Below are 20,144 nucleotides of genomic sequence, written 5' to 3'. Positions count from 1 at the left end.
TGCAGAGCCATCTCTATTCTTTTTAAAGAATTGATTGAACACAAGATTTTTATGTTGGGCATCGCTGCGCTCAGCACCAACCTACGCCACCTGGATAATATTTTTTACGGTGATAAAAAACAAAAAGCCCAATCTTGCGATTGGGCTTTTTGTTTGAATTCAATGGCGGAGAAGGGGGGAGTCGAACCCCCGATACCCTTTTGAGGTATGCTCCCTTAGCAGGGGAGTGCCTTCGGCCACTCGGCCACTTCTCCACGTCTACTGAAGCGAAGTAGGCTCCGTCTCAGCAGGTGCGGCATAATACCATAATTCTCTAAAAATCAAAGTCTTGAACACAAAATTACAGAACAAAATCGCGAATATTTTAGATCTGCACAATTTACATTCAATTAACAATTCATTTAAAAAACTCGACAACTAAAAACGCCTACGCGGCGGATGATTTCTCATACCGCCGCGTAGTTGAAAAGCATCGAACAACAAAACAATTAGTTAACTGTCTTGCTCTTCCTGATTTTGCTTTTCGCGCTGGATACGCTGGTAAATTTCTTCGCGATGCACTGCGATATCTTTAGGCGCATTGACACCAATACGTACTTGGTTGCCTTTAACACCTAATACGGTGACAGTAACCTCGTCACCTACCATCAAGGTTTCGCCAATACGGCGAGTTAAAATTAACATCTTTAATCTCCTTCACTCATCCTGTAAGAGTACGACTTAGACACCCCTTGCCACCATCGACCCCCGAATACCCCCTATCGCATCCCGACAATCGAATGTCTTGGGTTAAGTATTGACTACTTTTTACGAAAGGAAAGAAACCCCCAACATTTTTCTGTTTATTTTTTACGTAAACAGCAATGCAACTCAAACACCTTAACTAAACCGCCTTGTAAATTTGAAGGCCTAGCCCCTCACACGGCCTTCTGACGGTTCGGCATCCAAACCAAAAGCGGTGTGCAAACTGCGCACAGCCAACTCCAGGTAACGCTCATCAATGATTACCGAAATTTTAATTTCAGATGTGGTAATCATTTGAATATTGATGCGCTCTTCTGCAAGAGCCGTAAACATGCTGGATGCAACCCCCGCATGAGAGCGCATGCCAACACCTACAATAGATACTTTAGCTACCTTATCATCACTACGCACTTCACGCGCACCAATTTCTTTGGCAACCGCTTCTAACACAGCAACAGCTTTGCTCATGTCATTTTTGTGCACAGTAAATGTCAGGTCGGTAGTGCCATCTGCTGACACGTTTTGAACAATAACATCAACTTCAATATTAGCGGCACCTATAGGTGCAAGAATTTTTGCTGCCACACCGGGAGTATCGGGCACACCAGCAACAGTTACTTTGGCTTCATCGCGGTTAAATGCAATACCGGAAACAATAGGTTGTTCCATAGTTGAGTCTTCCTCATCGAGGGTAATAAGGGTTCCAGGGCCTTCTTTGAAACTGTGCAAAACACGCAGCGGGACCTTATATTTGCCAGCAAATTCAACTGAACGAATTTGCAGCACCTTGGAACCCTGACTGGCCATTTCCAGCATTTCTTCAAAGGTAATCTTTTCTAAACGGCGTGCGCGCTCACAAATCCGTGGATCAGTGGTGTATACGCCATCTACATCGGTATAGATCTGACATTCATCTGCTTTCAAGGCAGCAGCAAGCGCAACGCCTGTAGTATCTGAACCGCCACGACCAAGGGTAGTGATATTGCCCTGCTCATCTACGCCTTGGAAGCCAGCCACAACCACCACGCGACCCGCATTGAGGTCAGCACGCATATTCTCTTCATCAATAGCCTGAATCCGCGCCTTGTTATAGGAGCTGTCAGTGAGAATACGCACTTGGCCACCAGTATAAGAGCGGGCATCTACGCCACGCTTTTTCAGCGCCATACACAAAAGTGCGATCGTCACTTGCTCGCCAGTTGCAACCAGAACATCCAGCTCACGTGGATCAGGAACGTCCTGAATCTGTTGCGCCAACCCGATCAGACGATTGGTTTCGCCGCTCATGGCGGAGAGCACAACAACCATATCGTGACCTTGTGCACGAAAACTGGCTACTTTATCGGCAACTTGCTCAATGCGCTCAATAGAGCCTACTGAAGTACCACCGTATTTCTGAACCAATAAGCTCATTACAGCCTATCCTCTATCAATTGACGATTGCTAATACTTACTAACTAGATCACAAAAAGGCGCCAATTAAACACCAGATTGAGACAAAAGTTAACCCAAATGGACGATTAAAAGCGGATTAATGACACTTCCCTCGTCTTTCTGTACAGCTATTGACCGAGTTGGGTTTTTACCCAAGGCACCACCGACGCCAATGCCGCATCAAGGCCTGCCAGATTTGTCCCGCCGCCCTGTGCCATATCGGGACGACCACCGCCTTTTCCGCCGAGCTGGCCAGCAACATAGGCCATCAAGTCACCCGCCTTTATCTTGCTTGTTGAATCTTGGGTAACACCTGCAATCAGCGCCACCTTATCGTCCTCAACAGCAGCCAATAACACCACCGCTGATCCAAGCTTATTTTTGAACTGATCGGCTGTCTCACGTAAAGACTTGGCGTCAGCACCCTCAAGATTCAAGGCCAACACTTTAATTCCTTGAATATCAACTGCTTGTGCAAGCACATCACCACTGCCCGCTGTCGCCAATTTCGTTTTGAGCACAGCTACATCTTTTTCCAACTTGCGATTCTGAGCGACCAACGCCTCAAGCTTTTCAATTAACGAATCGCGATTAGCCTTGAGACTGCGGCCAGCGGTATCCACTAATGCCTCAACCTGATCAAACAATGCCAGCGCTGCAGCTCCGGTGATCGCCTCAATACGGCGCACACCTGCCGCCACACCAGATTCAGAGGTAATACGGAACAGACCTATATCGCCAGTGCGGTTAACGTGAGTACCGCCGCATAACTCCACAGAGAAACCATCCCCCATGGTCAGCACACGTACAGTATCGCCGTACTTTTCACCAAATAGCGCCATTGCACCTTTGGTTTTAGCCGCGTCCATATCGCATAGCTCGGTCGCAACCGCCGAGTTAGCGCGAATTTGATCATTAACCAACAGTTCAATTGCCTTCAACTGATCCGCTGAAACTGCCTCAAAATGAGAAAAATCAAAACGCAGACGCTCAGAATCTACCAATGAACCTTTTTGCGTTACATGTTCGCCAAGAACTTTACGCAGGGCTGCATGCAGCAGATGTGTTGCGGAGTGATTTAACGCGGTCGCTTGGCGCACATTGGCATCTACTTTAGCCGCTACACTATCGCCGACAGACACAGCGCCTTGCAGCACTCGCACCACATGTACATGAGATGCGCCTTGCTTTTGACAGTCACGCACTTCCAGGCGATTAGCACCCAATTCAAGATAGCCGCAGTCACCTGCCTGGCCACCGGATTCAGCATAGAAGGGGGTACGATCAAGCACTACCGCCCCATCATCGCCTTCCACTAAGCGCTCTACTTTTTTACCGTCTTTAATCAGCGCAACCACTTTGCCCTGCTCCGCTAAAGAGCTGTAACCAAGGAATTCACTGGCAGGTAAGTCTAGGCCGGCAGCGTTGTAGTCCACTTTGAAACTACCGGCAGCGCGAGCGCGAGCGCGCTGTTCAGCCATAGCCGCTTCATAACCTGCCTGATCAATGGTCAAGCCGCGTTCGCGAGCGATATCAGCGGTTAAGTCAACCGGAAAACCATAAGTGTCGTAGAGGGTAAAAATTACTTTACCGGGGACTTCGGTGCCAGAGAGTTTAGCCAGCGCATCTTCAAGAACGGCGATGCCTTTATCGAGTGTTTTTTCAAACTGCTCTTCTTCTTGCAGTAATACACGCTCAATTTGCGCCTGATTTTTGTGCAGCTCGGGATAGGCCTCACCCATCACCTCAGCCAGAGATTTCACCAGATTATGGAAGAAAGGCTGCTTTTGACCTAATTGATTACCGTGACGAATCGCACGGCGAATGATACGGCGCAACACATAGCCGCGCCCTTCATTGGAGGGCACCACACCATCGCTGACTAAAAATGAACAGGAGCGGATATGGTCGGCAATCACCCGTAGGGATTTATTCTCCATATCGCTAGTGCCGGTTGCCTCAGCTGCTGCAGCCAGTAAGTGTTGAAACAAATCAATTTCGTAATTGGAGTGAACATGCTGCATGACCGCAGAAATACGCTCAAGCCCCATTCCTGTATCCACAGAAGGCGCAGGTAACGGATGCAAAACACCGTCAGCCGTGCGATTAAACTGCATAAATACGTTATTCCAGATTTCGATGTAACGGTCGCCATCTTCTTCGGGTGAGCCAGGAGGGCCGCCCCAGATATCCGCGCCGTGATCGTAAAAAATTTCGGTGCAAGGGCCGCAAGGGCCGGTATCACCCATGGCCCAGAAGTTATCGGATGCGTAAGGTGCGCCCTTGTTATCACCGATACGGATAATACGCTCGGTAGGTACACCTACCTCTTTGCTCCAAATATCGTAAGCTTCATCATCTGACGCGTAGACTGTCACCCACAATTTTTCGGCCGGAATACTTAATCTGACTGTTAAAAATTCCCACGCATAGGTAATGGCATCGCGCTTAAAATAATCGCCAAAGCTGAAGTTACCCAACATTTCAAAGAAGGTATGGTGACGCGCGGTATAACCGACATTTTCCAAATCATTGTGTTTACCGCCGGCGCGCACGCAGCGCTGGGAACTGGTGGCGCGATTGTAGGAGCGCTTATCGCCGCCAAGGAAGACATCTTTGAATTGATTCATACCCGCGTTGGTAAACAGCAGGGTCGGGTCATTTTCAGGAACCAGTGAACTACTGGCAACAATGGTGTGACCTTTACTTTCAAAGTATTTCAAAAAGGCGTCGCGAATTTCAGCGCTCTTCATAATGCATCCACTAAATGTTCAAATTAATGCGATCAGGTTGACAAGATCAAAATATGCCTAATTAGGCGCGATGTTTTTCTAGCTCTTCAGCGCTTAATTTGCGCGCCTCGTGCTCGAGCATCACTGGAATACCGTCGCGAATGGGATAAGCCAAACCACTCTCCCAACACACCAACTCTTGCTGTTCGGCACGATACTCAAGCTCACCCTTGCTAACAGGGCACACCAAAATACTGAGTAATTTTTTATCTATCATGGTCTTGGTTCACGCTTAGGCCAACTGGGGGGCGGCTATCTTACACTGCCTTTCGCAGCCCTGTCTCTAGAGCTGCGAATCTATAGCTGGAATTAGGATTTTAAATTACCGAAAAGCAAAGGGTGAGCTCACTCAGGCATTGGCTCAACCAACAATTGTGGATCGACCCGCTCTTCAAACCAGTTCATCCGCCAATCGAGATGAGGACCGGTAGCGCGACCGGTTTTGCCCACTTTAGCGATTATTTGGCCCTGGGTGATTGCATCACCTTTTTTTACCAGCACTTCACTTAAATGAATAAACGTAGATGAGAGGCCGTGACCATGATCGATAATCAAGGTTCCACCGGAAAAAAACATATCGGGATGCACAAGGGTCACCACACCACCAGCGGGTGCTTTTACCAGAGTTCCCACAGGCTTGGCGATATCGACCCCGTAATGGGGCGAGTTAGGCACACCATTGTAAAAACGTTGGCTGCCATAAACACCGGAGATCGGGCCAATTAGTGGCCATATAAATTTTTGCGCAAAAAAAGTCAGCGGCAAATCACCTTTGCGCGCATCAGCCGACATTTGCGCTTCGCGCTTGGCGCGCTCAACTTGTGCGGGATCTGGATCAACCGTCCGCTGTGGTACACCGGTCACTTTTTGAATATTGTACGTGCGCTGTTTCACTGCAAACTCATGTTCTTGACGCAAGCCGTCGCTACTGATTGTAATAATTTTTGCATGTCGCGCGGCGTCGCGCCCCAGACCAATAACAAACTCTCCCGCGGGCGATATCTGCAACTTTTTACCACGATACTCAACGAGCGTACCCTGCGGCACTTTGCCAACAATGACGCCCCCCTGCTGCCAGTCTCCTTTTAGTTCGAGCGCGCTAGCGGCCATACTGGCGAACAAAAACACAACAAATGCAGCAGTCTTTTGTAGCATCGCAATAAACTCCAATAACAAAAATAAATTTTGGGCAAAAAAAACGGCAGACTAGCTGCCGTTTTTTCTCATTATCTTCAATTAGATAATTTTGTCATCAACACGCAAGATCTTCATCGTATTGGTACCACCCAACAGAGTGGTATCGCCACTAGAGACAATCACAAGGTCACCATTAACCAATGTACCCTGTGCCTTCAACATCTCGATAGCTCGCACAAAGTCTTCTGCGCAAGGAACACTGTCAGTATCAAAGGCAATGGGTTGCACGCCGCGATACAACGCTACTTTGCGTTGGGTACCCACATGACGCGAGAACGCAAAAATAGGCAATTGTGAACCTACGCGAGACATCAAACGTGGTGTACTGCCCGATTCGGTAAAACAAATAATGGCTTTCACACCGTCCAGGTGGTTGGCAGTAAACATAGAAGCCAATGCGATTGACTCATCAATACTGCTGAACGCTTGATCCATACGGTAGTTATCAAAACTGGCAGTAGGATGTTTTTCCGCACCGAGAATAATGCGCACCATCGCTTCAACCGTTTCTACCGGGAAACTACCCGCGGCGGTTTCTGCCGAGAGCATCACCGCATCGGTACCGTCGAGCACAGCGTTAGCCACATCAAACACTTCTGCACGTGTTGGCAGCGGGCTATTAATCATCGATTCCATCATTTGCGTTGCGGTGATAACCGTTTTATTCAACGCACGTGAACGCGCAATGATTCGCTTTTGCACACCGATAAGCGCCGCATCGCCAATCTCAACACCCAAGTCACCACGCGCCACCATTACAGCGTCACTCGCCATAATAATGCCGTCCAGGGTTTCGTCGTCGGCAACGGCTTCGGCACGCTCAACCTTGGATACCAGACCGGCACGGCCACCAGCGGCCACCATTAGCTTGCGCGCGAAATTCATATCCTCTGCAGAGCGTGGGAATGAAACCGCAAGATAATCCACATCGATTTCAGCCGCCGTTTTGATATCAGCAATATCTTTTTCAGTCAGCGCCGGCGCAGTTAACCCGCCACCTTGACGGTTGATACCTTTATTGTTCGACAAAGGACCTGCCACTTTAGTAGTGGTGTAAATACGAGTACCTTCGATTTTATCAACCGTTAATACTACGCGGCCATCATCCAACAACAGCACATCGCCAGGCTTACAATCATTGGGCAACTCTTTGTAGTCGATTCCCACTTGTTGTTGATTGCCTTCGTCACGCCCCAAGGCGGCATCCAAAATAAACTTGTCGCCAACTTTAAGGTGGATCTTGCCTTCGGCAAAACGTGCCACACGAATTTTTGGTCCTTGCAGATCGCCCAACACCGCTACAAAGCGATTGTGTTTAGCAGCCAGCTCACGAACCATTTCCGCGCGACGCTTATGATCTTCCGGTGAGCCGTGCGAGAAGTTCAAACGAACCACATTCACGCCCGCCAGAATTAATTTTTCCAACACCTCTGCCGACTCAGACGCTGGACCCAAAGTGCTGACGATTTTTGTACGTCTTAACATGATGGGGCTCTCTTATTTAGCGTTCATCAATGCAATTGTGTTGTCCAACATGCGATTGGAGAAACCCCACTCGTTGTCATACCAAGCCAACACTTTTACCCACTTGCCGTACACTTTGGTTTGCAGTGAATCGTAGTTTGAAGAGTGTGGGTTGTGGTTAAAGTCGATAGACACCAGTGGTTCGTCTACATAAGCCAATACACCTGGCATTTCAGTTTCCGCCGCTTTTTTCATCGCTGCATTTACTGCTTCAACACTTACGTCTTTTTCTACCAGTACGTTCAAGTCAACCAAAGAAACGTTGATGGTAGGCACGCGCACAGAAATACCATCCATCTTGCCTTTCAATTCAGGCAACACCAAACCTACCGCTTTGGCAGCGCCAGTGGTAGTTGGGATCATTGATTGGGTGGCGGAACGTGCGCGGTAAATGTCTTTATGAAACACATCAGACAACACCTGATCATTGGTGTAAGAGTGAATGGTCGTCATAGAACCTTGTACAATACCGAAGGTATCATTTAATACTTTTGCCACTGGCGCCAAGCAGTTAGTGGTGCAAGAAGCATTGGAGATAATGGTATCGGTAGCTTTCAATACCTTGTCATTTACACCGAACACTACGGTTGCATCTACATCAGTACCTGGAGCAGAAATGATGACTTTTTTAGCGCCGGCAGCAAGGTGAGCACTGGCTTTTTCTTTGCTGGTGAAAATACCAGTACATTCGTACACAACATCAACATTCAATTCGCCCCAAGGCAATTTGGCTGGATCGCGCTCAGCGGTAATACGAATCGCATCGCCATTAACGAACATAGTGTCGCCTTCAAATTTCACAGTGCCGCCAAATCCACCGTGAACCGAATCGTATTTAGTGAGGTGCGCATTCAGATGTGCATCACCGAGATCGTTGATTCCAACGATTTGAATTTCGCTGCGCTTGCCTGATTCATACAAAGCACGCAGTACATTGCGACCGATACGACCGTAACCGTTAATTGCCACTCTAATCATTACATTCTCCTAAGTAAAAATTCGCTGATTCTTTTGCTGTAGAGGCGCTGTTAACTGCGCCCTGTTTGTTGTATTTGTAAGGCGCAGCAAGCGGCGCCCTCAGATTAACCGCGCGGCAAGCTGGCTGCTTCGCGAGCCAAGCGCTCAATCTCATCCCAGCGCCCTGCTTTCATCAACTCTTTCGGCGCCATCCAAGTGCCACCTACACAGTGCACATTGGGTAGAGCCAAATAACTGGGCGCCTTAGCCAAATCAATACCACCAGTTGGGCAGAAAGTAATTTGCGGCAATGGACCAGCAATAGATTTCAACATAGGTACGCCGCCCGCTGCTTCAGCCGGGAAGAATTTCTGGTGAGTAAAACCCTGCACATAGAGATTCATCGCTTCTGTCGGCGTAGCAACGCCAGCAAGTAAGGGAACCGGGCAGGCTTTAGCGGCTTCAATTAATGCAGGAGTAGTGCCTGGGCTTACCAAAAATGTAGAACCCGCCTTTACGGCTTTTTCCAAATCTGCCGGGGTGATAATGGTGCCCGCACCGATAACTGCATCATCGGGCAAGTCTTCTACCATGGCGCTGATGGCATCGAGCGCACAAGGTGTACGCAAAGTAATTTCCAATACTTTTAAACCACCGTTATAAAGCGCTCTGGCTAAAGGCACAGCATCTTCAATACGCTCTACCACCATAACGGGTACGACTGGCGCTACTCTGACAATTTGATCGATAGTTAAAGCCACTGTATGTCCCTCGTTGTTCAAAAAAATTTGAAAAACTGATCGAAGATCAGTTCAATATTCAGTAAAAAATCAAGGTGCCCAGTAAATCACAACGGGCACTTTTTGCTGCTGTAATACCGCACGTATAGGCATTTCTTTTACATCTGACCCAGCTTGCGCTGCGCGCAATACGGCCAGTTTCTCATCGCCAGTGATTAACAACACCACTGATTTAGAACGCAGCAAGCCAGCCAAAGACAAGGTCATACGCTCAACAATTGCACCTGTCACTTCACTTTGGTTAGCGGTAATCGCTGCGCACAATTGTGACGAATCGGGATTTAACGCCTCATCCAAACCCTGGGCATGGGGAAACAAAGAGGCCGTGTGGCCATCGGAGCCCATTCCCAGAATTGTTATATCAAAAGGTTGCGCCAGTTGCTGATAAGCCGCTTCGCAATCTTCAAGACCTTCGCTTGCGGTTGCCGCAGAATTTTTCATGCCGACCAAGTTGGCAACAGCCGCTTTATTTTGGATCAGATGTTTTACGGTAAAGGCTTCATTGCTTTTGTCGTGTTCAAACTCAACCCAGCGTTCGTCAACAAGAGCAACGTAGACAGATTCCCAGTTAAGATCCGCATCGCTCAGTGCTTTGTACAGTGGCTCTGGGGTACTGCCACCAGACACCATAAAAGTTGCCTCACCGCGATCCTCAATTGCTTCACGTAAAGCGGACTCACACTCTGCCTGCAGCGCAGCAATCATCTCCGCACGACTTTCAAACAAACGCTCGCTTACCATTCCTGATCTGCTCCAGACAACACTTCATCGATAGAGAACCAACGACGGCGATCACTTGCCATCAATTGTGCGGATGCTTGCGGCCCCCAACTACCGGCCATATAACCGTGCGGTTTGTTTTCCGGGCGCTGCCAAGCTTCGATAATCGGGTCAATCCAAGCCCAAGCCGCGTCAACTTCGGCACGATGAATAAACAAGCTGGCGTCACCGGCAGCGGCATCCAGCATCAAACGTTTGTAGGCATCGGAGTAGAAGTCTTTGTAGGTGTCGGCAAAGTTCAGATTTAATACCACCGGACGCAAGTGAGTCTCATGCTTCTCCAAGTCTTTGGAGACCATGATAATTTTAATGCTCTCTTCCGGTTGCAAGCGAATAATCAAACGATTGGGCGTGGCAATTCCTGCTGATTCGGGATAGACACGATGCGCAACATCTTTGTATTGAATTACGATTTCAGCAAAACGCTGCTTCATGCGCTTACCGGTGCGCAGATAAAACGGTACGTTGGCCCAGCGAGAGCTATCGATATAGGCACGAATAGCCACAAATGTTTCAGTATTACTGGCTTGACCTAACTCATCGAGATAACCTGGAACCGCTTTACCGTCCATTTCACCCGCGACATATTGACCACGCACAGTATTGTACTTAACCGTATTGCCTTGTAATGGACGCAAGCTCTCCAATACTTTTAATTTTTCGGCACGAATACGATCAGCAGTCATCTTATTGGGTGACTCCATCGCCACCAGACAAAGCAATTGCAGAATATGGTTTTGTACCATATCGCGCAGTGCACCAGCACCATCATAGAAACCAGCGCGACCTTCAAGACCAACCGTTTCAGAAATACTGATTTGTACATGGTCGATGGATTTAGCGTCCCACAAATGCTCAAACATGCCATTGGCAAAACGCAGAGCCAGCAAGTTTTGTACGGTTTCTTTACCGAGATAATGATCGATACGGAAGATGGCTTCTTCGCGGAAATATTCAGCGATTTGACTATTAATTTCTTCGGCAGTCTTGGCATCGTAACCGAGCGGCTTTTCTACCACTACACGCGCCTTATCGGTAATCAGCCCCATTTCATGCAAATGCTTACAGCAAATACTGAAGACAGAAGGTGGGGTTGAGAGATAAAAAACGCGCTGGCTATTGCCGCCCGAATTCAGCAATTGCGCCAGAGCATCCCAGTGCTCATCTTTAGTGGCAATATCAACAAATACTGGAACCAAACATTTGGCAAACTCCTCCCAAGCTGCAGCATCAAACTCATCTGCATTGAGGTGTTTTTCTGCTGCATCACGCACTTTGTCTTTATATTCAGCAACCATTTGAAGATTGCGACAAGTGGGAATAATGCGACAACCTGCAGCCAACGAGCCTTCACGATGGGCGCGATAAAGACCTGGGATCAACTTGCGCAAAGCCAAATCGCCAGCGCCGCCAAAGATGACAAAATCAAATGCTTCAAGCATGAGGGGTAATCCTGTTTGTGAATCTTGAAAAGTGGATTTACTTTTTAAAAACGAAGACCCCGAACATGGGTCCGGGGTCCGGGATTTAACGGGTTGTTACCAGTTAAACACTGTAGCTCCTTCTTCAGCCAAGCCAACTGTGGCACGCAGGGGTGCAAATAACTCGCGTCCCATGCCAGAGTGAACAGCTGATAAATCACATTGGGCTGGTTGGCGAGCGCTGAGCTCTTCCTCACTAACCAGCAATTGTAAGGTGCCGGATTCAGCATCCAACTCAATCATATCGCCGTCGCGAATCAGGCCAATAGGGCCGTTATCCAAGGCCTCCGGTGTCATATGAATCGCTGCCGGAATCTTACCAGAGGCGCCCGACATCCGACCATCCGTCAGGAGCGCGACCTTAAAACCACGATCCTGCAATACACCCAAGGGTGGAGTGAGCTTGTGCAGCTCCGGCATACCGCAGGCTTTTGGCCCCTGAAAACGCACAACTGCAATAAAATCTTTCTCTAAATCACCGCGTTTGAACGCTGATTGCAACTCTTCCTGGCTGTGAAACACAACTGCAGGGGCAACCACTTTGCGATGATCCGGCTTAACGGCTGAGATCTTGATTACCGAGCGACCAATATTGCCCTTGAGCAAACGCATGCCACCCTCTGGGGCGAAAGGTTTGGCAACTGGACGCAACACCGCATCATCAAGGCTTTCCTGCACGCAGTCACGCCAAATTATTTCACCGTTCTCCAAGAATGGTTCTTTGGTATAAGCAGACAAACCTGCGCCACCCATGACCGTTTTAACATCGTCATGCAACAGACCGGCGTTGCGCAGCTCGCGCATCAGGAAGCCCATACCGCCTACCGCTTGGAAGCGATTTACATCGGCCAAACCATTCGGATAGATTCGGCACATGAGCGGAATTATATCTGAAATGTCAGACAAATCCTGCCAGTTAATCAATACGCCTGCAGCGCGAGCGATAGCAACTATATGCATAGCATGATTAGTTGACCCACCCGTTGCCATCAAACCCACTATGCCATTCACAATAGATTTTTCGGTGACTATATCGGCAAGAGTGACAGGATCATCGCGGGTAATACGTGCCAACTGGTGCACCGAGGCGCGTGTAAGCGCTTCACGCATGGGCGTATAAGGGTTGATAAAGGTACTGCCGGGCAGATGTATGCCCATGATTTCCATCAACATTTGATTGGTGTTAGCCGTACCGTAAAAGGTACAGGTGCCCGCACTGTGGTACGAGGCACTCTCAGCCGCTAACAGCTCTTTACGGCCCACTTTGCCCTCGGCAAACAATTGGCGCGCCTTGGCTTTTTCCGCATTAGGTAACCCGGGAGTCATGGGACCTGCGGGGATAAAAATAATGGGCAACTGGCCAAACGACAGCGCACCAATCATCAAACCTGGAACGATTTTATCGCACACGCCAAGGCAGATAGCACTGTCAAACATATCGTGGGAGAGCGCAATCGCGGTACTCATTGCGATCACATCGCGACTAAACAGCGATAGCTCCATGCCAGGGAAACCCTGAGTTACGCCATCACACATCGCCGGAACACCACCCGCCATTTGCGCGGTCATGCCCATTTCTTTGGCCGCTGCTTTTATCGGCTCAAGATACTCACCGTATGGCACGTGCGCCGAAAGCATTTCATTATAGGAATTGACTACTCCGATATTAGCTGCCTGACCTTCGGCCAACGCCTCTTTATCGGCGGTATTGCAGGCGGCAAACCCATGGGCAAGGTTGGCACAACCCAGATTATGACGCGCAGGCCCTTTGCGGCGGAATTTATTCACCCGTGCGAGGTAGGCAGCGCGAGAGTCGCGGCTGCGGCTAATAATTCGCTCGGTAATTTCAATAAGTCGTGGATCTGTGTTCAATACATCAGTCATGGGAATACCATTGCTCGTGGGGCTGTATCTATCGCAAACCTTGGGTTTGCGCACAATTGCGCCGGGTACGTTGCCCGGCGCTTTGGTTTTTCTGTCTCTCAGCTAGCTGATTACTTACTCTTGATTACTTTGCGCTTTGGCGCGTTTGTAGAAATCGATCAAATTGCGCGTGGATGCATCGTGCTTGGAATTGGTCTCTTTGGCCAGATCCAGCTCAGGCTGAATACCGGCGGCCAACACTTTGCCCAGCTCTACACCCCATTGATCGAATGAATGAATGCGCCAAATGATACCTTGAACAAAAATTTTGTGCTCATAAAGCGCGATTAAGGCGCCGAGTGAGCGCGCATCGACCTTGTTCAGTAAGAATGTATTGGTGGGGCGATTACCGCGATGCACCTTGTGTTCCACAATCTCTTCGATGCGTGCAGGACTCATGCCTTTGGCACTTAATTCACGACGCACCTGATCCGCATCAATACCCAGCATCAGCGCTTGAGTCTGGGCAAAGAAGTTCGCCATCAACGCATCGTGATGCCCTTCTACCGCCACTGTAGGTGCGATCGAACCAATAAAATCAGCAGGGATAATATCCGTCCCCTGATGCAGCATTTGATAGAACGCATGTTGGCCATTGATCCCCACCTCGCCCCACACCAAGGGCACGCTGCCGTAGCTGATCTGTTCGCCCGCCCAGTTCACCGATTTGCCGTTACTTTCCATCTCCGCTTGCTGCATATAAGCAGGGAAGCGATGCAGGCATTGATCGTAAGGAAGCAGCGCCTGTGCCGGATAACCAAGGAAGTTGCGGTTCCAGATACCCACCAAGGCCAACATTACCGGCGCATTTTCCGCCAGCGGTGCGGTTTGGAAATGCTGATCCATTTCATAAGCGCCTTGCAGCAACTCATCAAACAGCTCGTACCCAAGCGACAACACAATCGGCAAACCAATGGCCGACCAGAGCGAGAAGCGGCCACCGACCCAATCCCACATATCAAAAATATTTTCTTCTGCTATACCAAAGGCAGTAACCAACTTGCGATTCGTCGATACCGCAACAAAATGTTTGGCAATTGCCGCCTTATCACCTGCCGCCGCCATAAACCACTGCTCTGCAGTGCGCGCATTAGTCATGGTTTCTTGGGTGGTGAAGGTTTTGGATGAGATAACAAATAAGGTGGTTTCAGGATTCAAGCCAGCGAGTACTTCAGCAATCTGCACCCCGTCAATATTGGAAACAAAATGCATGGTGAAGCGTTTATCGCTGTAATCCTTGAGCGCTTCACAGACCATCAACGGGCCTAAATTGGAACCGCCAATACCGATACTAACAATGTCAGTAATGGTCTTGCCGGTGAAACCGATCCACTCGCCTGAACGCAGTTTTTCGCTCAGTTTGCGCATACGCTCTAGCTCGGCATTAATCGCCGGACGGGCATCAGCCGCGTCAATCACAATAGGATTGGAGGATTTATCGCGCAGGGCAACATGCATAACAGCGCGATCTTCTGTGGCATTGATGTGCTCTGCAGCAAACATTTTGCCGCGCCAACTCTCAACATTCGACTCCTTCGCCAACGCGAGCAATGCGGCTTTGGTTTCATCGGTTATTAAATTTTTGGAGTAATCGAACAGTAGAGTGGATAATTGCAGGGAGAACTTATCAAAACGGTTATCGTCAGCGGCAAACAAGTCTTTCAGGTGCTGGGACTTCATTTGAGCTGCGTGGGCAGCAAGGGTTTTCCACGAGGGCAAATCGGTAGGACGCACATCAGGGTTAGTCATTTCTACTCCACAAACAAAAATGCCTAGGCGATATACCTAAACAAGTGGTTGATTTCTATTCTGTTGGTTTGAGTCCGACCCGACTCCGACAAGTAGTGAAGGATAACCTTCCTACCAGTTTCAAAGTTATATGCTTACCATCCTAGAATTAAGCGTTTCAGCGCAAACCAAACTGGCAAGTTACGAATGCGCCGAACATTCATCTCAATAAAAGCAGCAGTCGTTGCGTGACAACAACACAAAAACAGCATAATTGCTGCGAGAATTGCGCTGTTTAAAAAGGCCGCTATGATAGGCAGATGGGTTTTGAGTGTCAATTAAAGCGCAGTGTTTACTAAAGCGATAAATATATTGAAATGATGTGAAAATCCCCTTAACCACTAAAAATCCCGCAGCAACTATTAACCGTACAGCCCTTAGGCCCCTTGCATGCAAATAAATAAAAACAGTGTTCCCTTTCTTGGAGTTATCGAAGGTTTTTTTGGCCGCAGCTGGAGCTGGGAAGATCGAAAAAATTACGCGCAATTTCTTGCGCTAAATAAGTACAATTTTTACATCTATGCACCAAAAAGCGACAAAAATTTACGCATGGATTGGCAACAAGATTGGTCTGCGAAAACAAAAGAAGAGTTGATTAACTTACGTCAGTTTTATCGCAGCGCGAATGTGGACTTTGGCATTGGCCTTAGCCCCCATGAAATTTATCTGAGCGACTCACGCGATCAACGCGCACAGCTCAATCAACGCATTGAACAGATCAACCAGTTAGCGCCAGACATACTGTGTATTTTATTTGATGACATGCGCGGTGATATTCCACAACTCGCGCAGATTCAAACGGATATCGCCCATCAAGCAGCAGCGATCAGCAATGCAAAAAAAATTATTTTTTGCCCAACCTATTACAGTTTTGATCCAGTATTAGAAAAGGTGTTCGGCACTATGCCAGAGAATTACTGGCAAACTTTTGCGCAACAATTGGATAAAAGTATCGATATATTTTGGACTGGTGAAAAAGTTTGCTCGGCACAATACTCCGCCGAACACCTGGCGCAAGTAACTGAGCTAATCGGCCGCAAGCCATTTCTGTGGGATAACTACCCTGTTAACGACGGCGCAGTAAAATCCAATCTACTGCAGTTGCGCGCATTTGATCAGAGCCACAGCCAGCTTGCCGACAAAGTTGCCGGGCATGCAGTCAACCCGATGAATCAACCCTGGTTATCACAAATCCCCTTGGCCAGCTTGCCGCTAGCTTATTGCGAGCAAACACACTACTCCGCCAGTAGCGCGTTTACTCAAATTTGCAACAACCTTTGCGGTGCGGAACTGGCAGAGCAATTACAACGGGATATATATCAATTACAAGATCTGGGATTAAAAAAACTTACACAAGAAGAGCGACAAAATCTGCGCGCGACTTATCGACAATTTCATAACAACCCCTACGCACAAGAAATACTTGCCTGGCTCAACGATGAATACCAATTTGACCCAGCTTGTTTGACCGAGTAATTATTTCAGCAACACCGCTTGAATCCATTTTGACATGGAGGCAACTTGTTCCATGCAAACCGTATGCTCCATAGGGTAGGATTCATAATTCACATTACAACCGCGATCTTGCAACAGGCGATATGCGCGCTGACCCAGCGTTTCACTCACAACCGGGTCGCGGCTGCCATGCTGAATTAAGATCGGCGTGTGCTGGTTGGCGGGGTCAATACTGGCACTGGCGTGCGTGGCAAAATAACTCGACAAAATTAACAGCCCCGCCAGCGGTTTTGCATAGGTCAGCCCCGCGTGATAAGCCACTGCACCGCCCTGAGAAAAACCTACCAGAATAATATTTTCACTCGCTACACCGCGCGAAATTTCGCGCTCAATTAAAGACTGAACCGCTTCAGCGCTGGCAACTAATTGTGTCTCATCAACCTTGCGCTCCAAGTTCATTTCTAAAATATCGTACCAAGCCGGCATCACATAACCCGCATTAATCGTTACCGGAATTTGTGGCGCATGGGGGAAAATAAAACGCACCGACAAATCCTTGGGCAAGCGCAACTCGGGCACCAAAGGAGCAAAATCATTTCCATCCGCGCCCAAACCATGGAGCCAAATAACACTGGCGACCACTGGAAGATGGGATTGGCTTAGAACTTCAACACAAGGTAAATACTCCATAACCACTCTCTTTTCACTGAAATATTGTTTAATTTTTACTCAAAAAAATTACTGGCCGGTAATATTGCTGACAATTTCGCGATTGAGCAAGTAGAGCGCTACACACAACCCGCAAAATCCCACTACACTTGACTCAAGGATTAACAAACCACATATCGGAACTATTAATCACCTCGAAATTAATGAATAGCCGATTGAAGGCAAAAACAACTAATGATTGCTACGGCGAGCCGGAATTACTGCATCTTCGATACTAAGGAATACTATGAGCAACCAAAATCACAACCAAGCTATCACTCAAGACGCCAACAAACTTGAAACCGTCAGCGCCTTGATTGCCCCTATCGACCAACTGAATATTTTATCTAAAGTAGAAGTCACCAAATTATTAGATTCCAGCCAAAGCGGCCTGTACAAACTATTTCGCAGCTGCGCACTTGCCGTACTCAATACCGGCAACGATACCGATAACGGTAAAGAGCTGCTGGAGCGTTACAAAGATTTTGATATCAGTATCGTACAAGAAGAGCGCGGCATAAAACTGTCTGTCAAAAATGCACCTGTCAATGCATTTGTCGGCGGCAAAATGATTCGCGGTATTAGCGAGCATTTATTTACCGTACTGCGCGATGTGATTTACAACAATGATGAACTCTACGGCAATCCTAAATTTAATGTGCAAACATCGGAAGGCATTACCGATGCAGTTTTTCACATGCTGCGCAATGCCAATTTGATGAAACCCGGCCTTGATCCCAACTTGGTAGTTTGCTGGGGAGGCCACTCAATTAATCGCGTTGAGTACGACTACACCAAAGTGGTTGGTTATGAATTGGGTTTGCGCGGTTTGGATATTTGCACCGGCTGCGGCCCAGGCGCGATGAAAGGGCCAATGAAAGGCGCGACCATCGGCCATGCCAAACAACGTATTACCAATGGCCGTTACATTGGTATCACCGAGCCGGGCATTATCGCTGCCGAAGCGCCTAACCCGATTGTGAATAAACTCACCATCATGCCGGATATTGAAAAACGCCTCGAAGCGTTTGTACGTCTCGGTCACGGCATTATTGTATTCCCCGGTGGCGCAGGCACCGCCGAAGAAATTTTATATATTCTGGGGTTATTGTTGCATCCCGATAATAAAGATATCCCCTTCCCGCTTATTTTTACCGGCCCAGAAAGCTCAGCGGAATACTTCGCTCGCATCGATAAATTTATTGGCGATACACTTGGCCCAGAGGCGCAAGCGCACTACAAAATTATCGTTAATGATCCCGCTGCTGTCGCCCACGAAATGAAAGAGGGCATAAAAAAAGTACGCGAATTCCGCAAGCACAGCGACGATGCCTATTATTTTAACTGGCAGTTAAAAATCAGCCCCGACCTACAACAGCCCTTTGCCCCAACCCACGAGAATATGCGCAATCTGGAACTGCATAAGAACCAGCCAGTCAACCAGTTGGCCGCCAATCTGCGCCGGGCGTTTTCCGGCATTGTGGCAGGCAATGTCAAAGAAGAAGGTATTCTCGCCATTGAACAACACGGTCACTTTGAATTGCACGGGGATTACGAAATCATGCACCCGGTAGACGAGTTATTGGAGTCCTTTGCTCGCCAAAACCGGATGAAATTGCCAGGGCGTGAGTATATTCCCTGCTATAAAGTTATAAAGTAAGTGCTCGGCTAGGCTCAAGTGATCTAGGGTGTAGTCAATGTCTCACAAAAACTAGCGACTTTAGCGACTATTCTGCCGTTAGCCTTAGGGAGATAATGATCACATCAAGGAAGTAGACAATGATGTGCACTGGCCAGGCAAGGTCAATGGATGCGCCCACCTGTTAGGGACGCGATGTCGGATGACATCAAAGGATTGCACTAGCGCAAGAGGAAAGGCGGTCAGGGATACGAAAGGAAGTCGACGCAAATTGACTACTTCTACTTAGGGATAGTAACTGTACGGGGCCACTTTTGTGGCCCCTACTCATTTCTGAGCCATGCTTTTTAATTAAATAGCACGCATCACAAGTCGACGGAACCCGTCGAATCCAATTCTCGCCGCGCCTGTTTTTCTTTACGTTTCTGCTCCCGCCTCGCCGCAAAAAAATCACTGAGTTGATGCTGGCACTGTTGCGCCATCAAACCGCCTGCATAATCCACCTTGTGATTAAAATAATCGTGATCCAATAATTGCGACTTGCTCACCACTGCGCCCGCTTTAGTTTCGGTTGTACCAAACACCAAACGCGCAATTCGCGCATGCACTAACGCTCCGACACACATTGTGCAAGGCTCGAGGGTGACATAAATGGTTGCGCCGACTAAACGATAATTTTGAACCTGACTTGCCGCTTGGCGCAGTGCGATGACTTCAGCGTGGGCAGTTGGATCATGGCTGGTTATTGGTTGATTAAATCCTTCACCGATGATTTTTTCATCCCGCACAATGACCGCGCCTACCGGCACCTCGCCAATCGCCTCACCTTTTGCGGCGAGCGCGATGGCATATTCCATCCAACGTTTATCTTCTGCTGAAAATTTTTTGCCGCTCTCGGGATAATGTTCTTGATCAACAATAC

At 48.3% G+C, this 20,144-nt stretch carries 16 protein-coding genes and 1 tRNA gene; 2 read left to right on the top strand and 15 right to left on the bottom strand.

Annotated elements, in window-relative coordinates; all coding sequences use genetic code 11:
- Positions 1-163 precede the first annotated feature (163 nt).
- The 13 genes from AWU77_RS06885 to pgi form a co-directional block, all read right to left on the bottom strand.
- Positions 164-254 (bottom strand) — tRNA-Ser (locus tag AWU77_RS06885).
- A 238-nt stretch (positions 255-492) separates the two neighbouring features.
- Positions 493-684, bottom strand: a complete 192-nt coding sequence (gene csrA / locus AWU77_RS06880) for a carbon storage regulator CsrA (protein WP_062060719.1) — start codon at positions 682-684, stop codon at positions 493-495.
- A 225-nt stretch (positions 685-909) separates the two neighbouring features.
- On the bottom strand, positions 910-2,157 hold the full coding sequence (locus tag AWU77_RS06875; RefSeq protein ID WP_062060716.1) for an aspartate kinase: 1,248 nt from the start codon (positions 2,155-2,157) through the stop codon (positions 910-912).
- Positions 2,158-2,306: 149 nt separating this feature from the next.
- Positions 2,307-4,931: an alanine--tRNA ligase gene (gene alaS, locus AWU77_RS06870; protein WP_062060713.1), complete on the bottom strand. Its 2,625-nt coding sequence runs from the start codon at positions 4,929-4,931 to the stop codon at positions 2,307-2,309.
- A 61-nt stretch (positions 4,932-4,992) separates the two neighbouring features.
- Positions 4,993-5,187: a Trm112 family protein gene (locus AWU77_RS06865; protein ID WP_062060710.1), complete on the bottom strand. Its 195-nt coding sequence runs from the start codon at positions 5,185-5,187 to the stop codon at positions 4,993-4,995.
- A 128-nt stretch (positions 5,188-5,315) separates the two neighbouring features.
- Positions 5,316-6,125, bottom strand: a complete 810-nt coding sequence (locus tag AWU77_RS06860; protein ID WP_062060707.1) for a M23 family metallopeptidase — start codon at positions 6,123-6,125, stop codon at positions 5,316-5,318.
- Positions 6,126-6,206: 81 nt separating this feature from the next.
- Complete coding sequence (gene pyk / locus AWU77_RS06855; protein WP_062060704.1) at positions 6,207-7,652, bottom strand: pyruvate kinase; 1,446 nt, start codon at positions 7,650-7,652, stop codon at positions 6,207-6,209.
- A 12-nt stretch (positions 7,653-7,664) separates the two neighbouring features.
- Positions 7,665-8,669, bottom strand: coding sequence for a type I glyceraldehyde-3-phosphate dehydrogenase (gene gap / locus AWU77_RS06850; RefSeq protein WP_062060701.1), 1,005 nt, complete (start codon positions 8,667-8,669; stop codon positions 7,665-7,667).
- A gap of 104 nt (positions 8,670-8,773) precedes the next feature.
- Positions 8,774-9,409, bottom strand: coding sequence for a bifunctional 4-hydroxy-2-oxoglutarate aldolase/2-dehydro-3-deoxy-phosphogluconate aldolase (gene eda / locus AWU77_RS06845; protein ID WP_007642915.1), 636 nt, complete (start codon positions 9,407-9,409; stop codon positions 8,774-8,776).
- A 69-nt stretch (positions 9,410-9,478) separates the two neighbouring features.
- Entirely contained in the window at positions 9,479-10,189 is a 711-nt protein-coding gene (pgl, locus tag AWU77_RS06840) for a 6-phosphogluconolactonase (protein ID WP_062060698.1), read from the bottom strand.
- Positions 10,183-11,670 carry a glucose-6-phosphate dehydrogenase gene (gene zwf / locus AWU77_RS06835; RefSeq protein WP_062060695.1) on the bottom strand — a complete coding sequence of 496 codons (1,488 nt, stop codon included), beginning with the start codon at positions 11,668-11,670 and terminating at the stop codon, positions 10,183-10,185. The genes pgl and zwf overlap by 7 nt, the downstream gene beginning before the upstream one ends.
- Before the next feature lie 96 nt (positions 11,671-11,766).
- The gene (gene edd / locus AWU77_RS06830) at positions 11,767-13,593 is read right to left on the bottom strand and encodes a phosphogluconate dehydratase (RefSeq protein ID WP_062060692.1); all 1,827 of its coding nucleotides are present in this window, start codon (positions 13,591-13,593) and stop codon (positions 11,767-11,769) included.
- Positions 13,594-13,707: 114 nt separating this feature from the next.
- The gene (gene pgi, locus AWU77_RS06825) at positions 13,708-15,381 is read right to left on the bottom strand and encodes a glucose-6-phosphate isomerase (protein WP_062060689.1); all 1,674 of its coding nucleotides are present in this window, start codon (positions 15,379-15,381) and stop codon (positions 13,708-13,710) included.
- Positions 15,382-15,810: 429 nt separating this feature from the next.
- Between pgi and AWU77_RS06820 the strand changes: the two genes are divergently transcribed.
- A complete protein-coding gene (locus AWU77_RS06820; protein ID WP_062060686.1) occupies positions 15,811-16,896 on the top strand; it encodes a beta-N-acetylglucosaminidase domain-containing protein in 1,086 nt (361 codons plus the stop codon).
- Here the strand turns inward: AWU77_RS06820 and AWU77_RS06815 are convergent, their stop codons facing one another.
- Positions 16,897-17,565: an alpha/beta hydrolase gene (locus tag AWU77_RS06815; RefSeq protein ID WP_062060683.1), complete on the bottom strand. Its 669-nt coding sequence runs from the start codon at positions 17,563-17,565 to the stop codon at positions 16,897-16,899. It abuts the gene before it with no gap.
- A gap of 265 nt (positions 17,566-17,830) precedes the next feature.
- On the opposite strand from AWU77_RS06815, the gene ppnN reads away from it, so the two are divergent.
- Positions 17,831-19,243, top strand: coding sequence for a nucleotide 5'-monophosphate nucleosidase PpnN (gene ppnN / locus AWU77_RS06810; protein ID WP_062060677.1), 1,413 nt, complete (start codon positions 17,831-17,833; stop codon positions 19,241-19,243).
- 344 nt (positions 19,244-19,587) lie between these two features.
- On the opposite strand, the gene tadA is transcribed toward ppnN, so the two are convergent.
- The gene (gene tadA, locus AWU77_RS06805; RefSeq protein WP_255353637.1) at positions 19,588-20,142 is read right to left on the bottom strand and encodes a tRNA adenosine(34) deaminase TadA; all 555 of its coding nucleotides are present in this window, start codon (positions 20,140-20,142) and stop codon (positions 19,588-19,590) included.
- Between the last annotated feature and the right edge of the window lie 2 nt (positions 20,143-20,144).

Origin of the sequence: Cellvibrio sp. OA-2007 (assembly GCF_000953825.1) — a bacterium.
Lineage (GTDB): Bacteria > Pseudomonadota > Gammaproteobacteria > Pseudomonadales > Cellvibrionaceae > Cellvibrio.
The sequence above is the reverse complement of the archived record's forward strand: the minus strand, read 5'-3'. Positions and strand labels throughout refer to the sequence as shown.

What these genes read in the sequence shown, in the direction of transcription:
- csrA (WP_062060719.1), bottom strand. Translation starts at nt 684, where the DNA reads ATGTTAATTTTAACTCGCCGTATTGGCGAAACCTTGATGGTAGGTGAC.
- AWU77_RS06875 (WP_062060716.1), bottom strand. Translation starts at nt 2,157, where the DNA reads ATGAGCTTATTGGTTCAGAAATACGGTGGTACTTCAGTAGGCTCTATT.
- alaS (WP_062060713.1), bottom strand. Translation starts at nt 4,931, where the DNA reads ATGAAGAGCGCTGAAATTCGCGACGCCTTTTTGAAATACTTTGAAAGT.
- AWU77_RS06865 (WP_062060710.1), bottom strand. Translation starts at nt 5,187, where the DNA reads ATGATAGATAAAAAATTACTCAGTATTTTGGTGTGCCCTGTTAGCAAG.
- AWU77_RS06860 (WP_062060707.1), bottom strand. Translation starts at nt 6,125, where the DNA reads ATGCTACAAAAGACTGCTGCATTTGTTGTGTTTTTGTTCGCCAGTATG.
- pyk (WP_062060704.1), bottom strand. Translation starts at nt 7,652, where the DNA reads ATGTTAAGACGTACAAAAATCGTCAGCACTTTGGGTCCAGCGTCTGAG.
- gap (WP_062060701.1), bottom strand. Translation starts at nt 8,669, where the DNA reads ATGATTAGAGTGGCAATTAACGGTTACGGTCGTATCGGTCGCAATGTA.
- pgl (WP_062060698.1), bottom strand. Translation starts at nt 10,189, where the DNA reads ATGGTAAGCGAGCGTTTGTTTGAAAGTCGTGCGGAGATGATTGCTGCG.
- zwf (WP_062060695.1), bottom strand. Translation starts at nt 11,670, where the DNA reads ATGCTTGAAGCATTTGATTTTGTCATCTTTGGCGGCGCTGGCGATTTG.
- edd (WP_062060692.1), bottom strand. Translation starts at nt 13,593, where the DNA reads ATGACTGATGTATTGAACACAGATCCACGACTTATTGAAATTACCGAG.
- pgi (WP_062060689.1), bottom strand. Translation starts at nt 15,381, where the DNA reads ATGACTAACCCTGATGTGCGTCCTACCGATTTGCCCTCGTGGAAAACC.
- AWU77_RS06820 (WP_062060686.1), top strand. Translation starts at nt 15,811, where the DNA reads ATGCAAATAAATAAAAACAGTGTTCCCTTTCTTGGAGTTATCGAAGGT.
- AWU77_RS06815 (WP_062060683.1), bottom strand. Translation starts at nt 17,565, where the DNA reads ATGGAGTATTTACCTTGTGTTGAAGTTCTAAGCCAATCCCATCTTCCA.
- ppnN (WP_062060677.1), top strand. Translation starts at nt 17,831, where the DNA reads ATGAGCAACCAAAATCACAACCAAGCTATCACTCAAGACGCCAACAAA.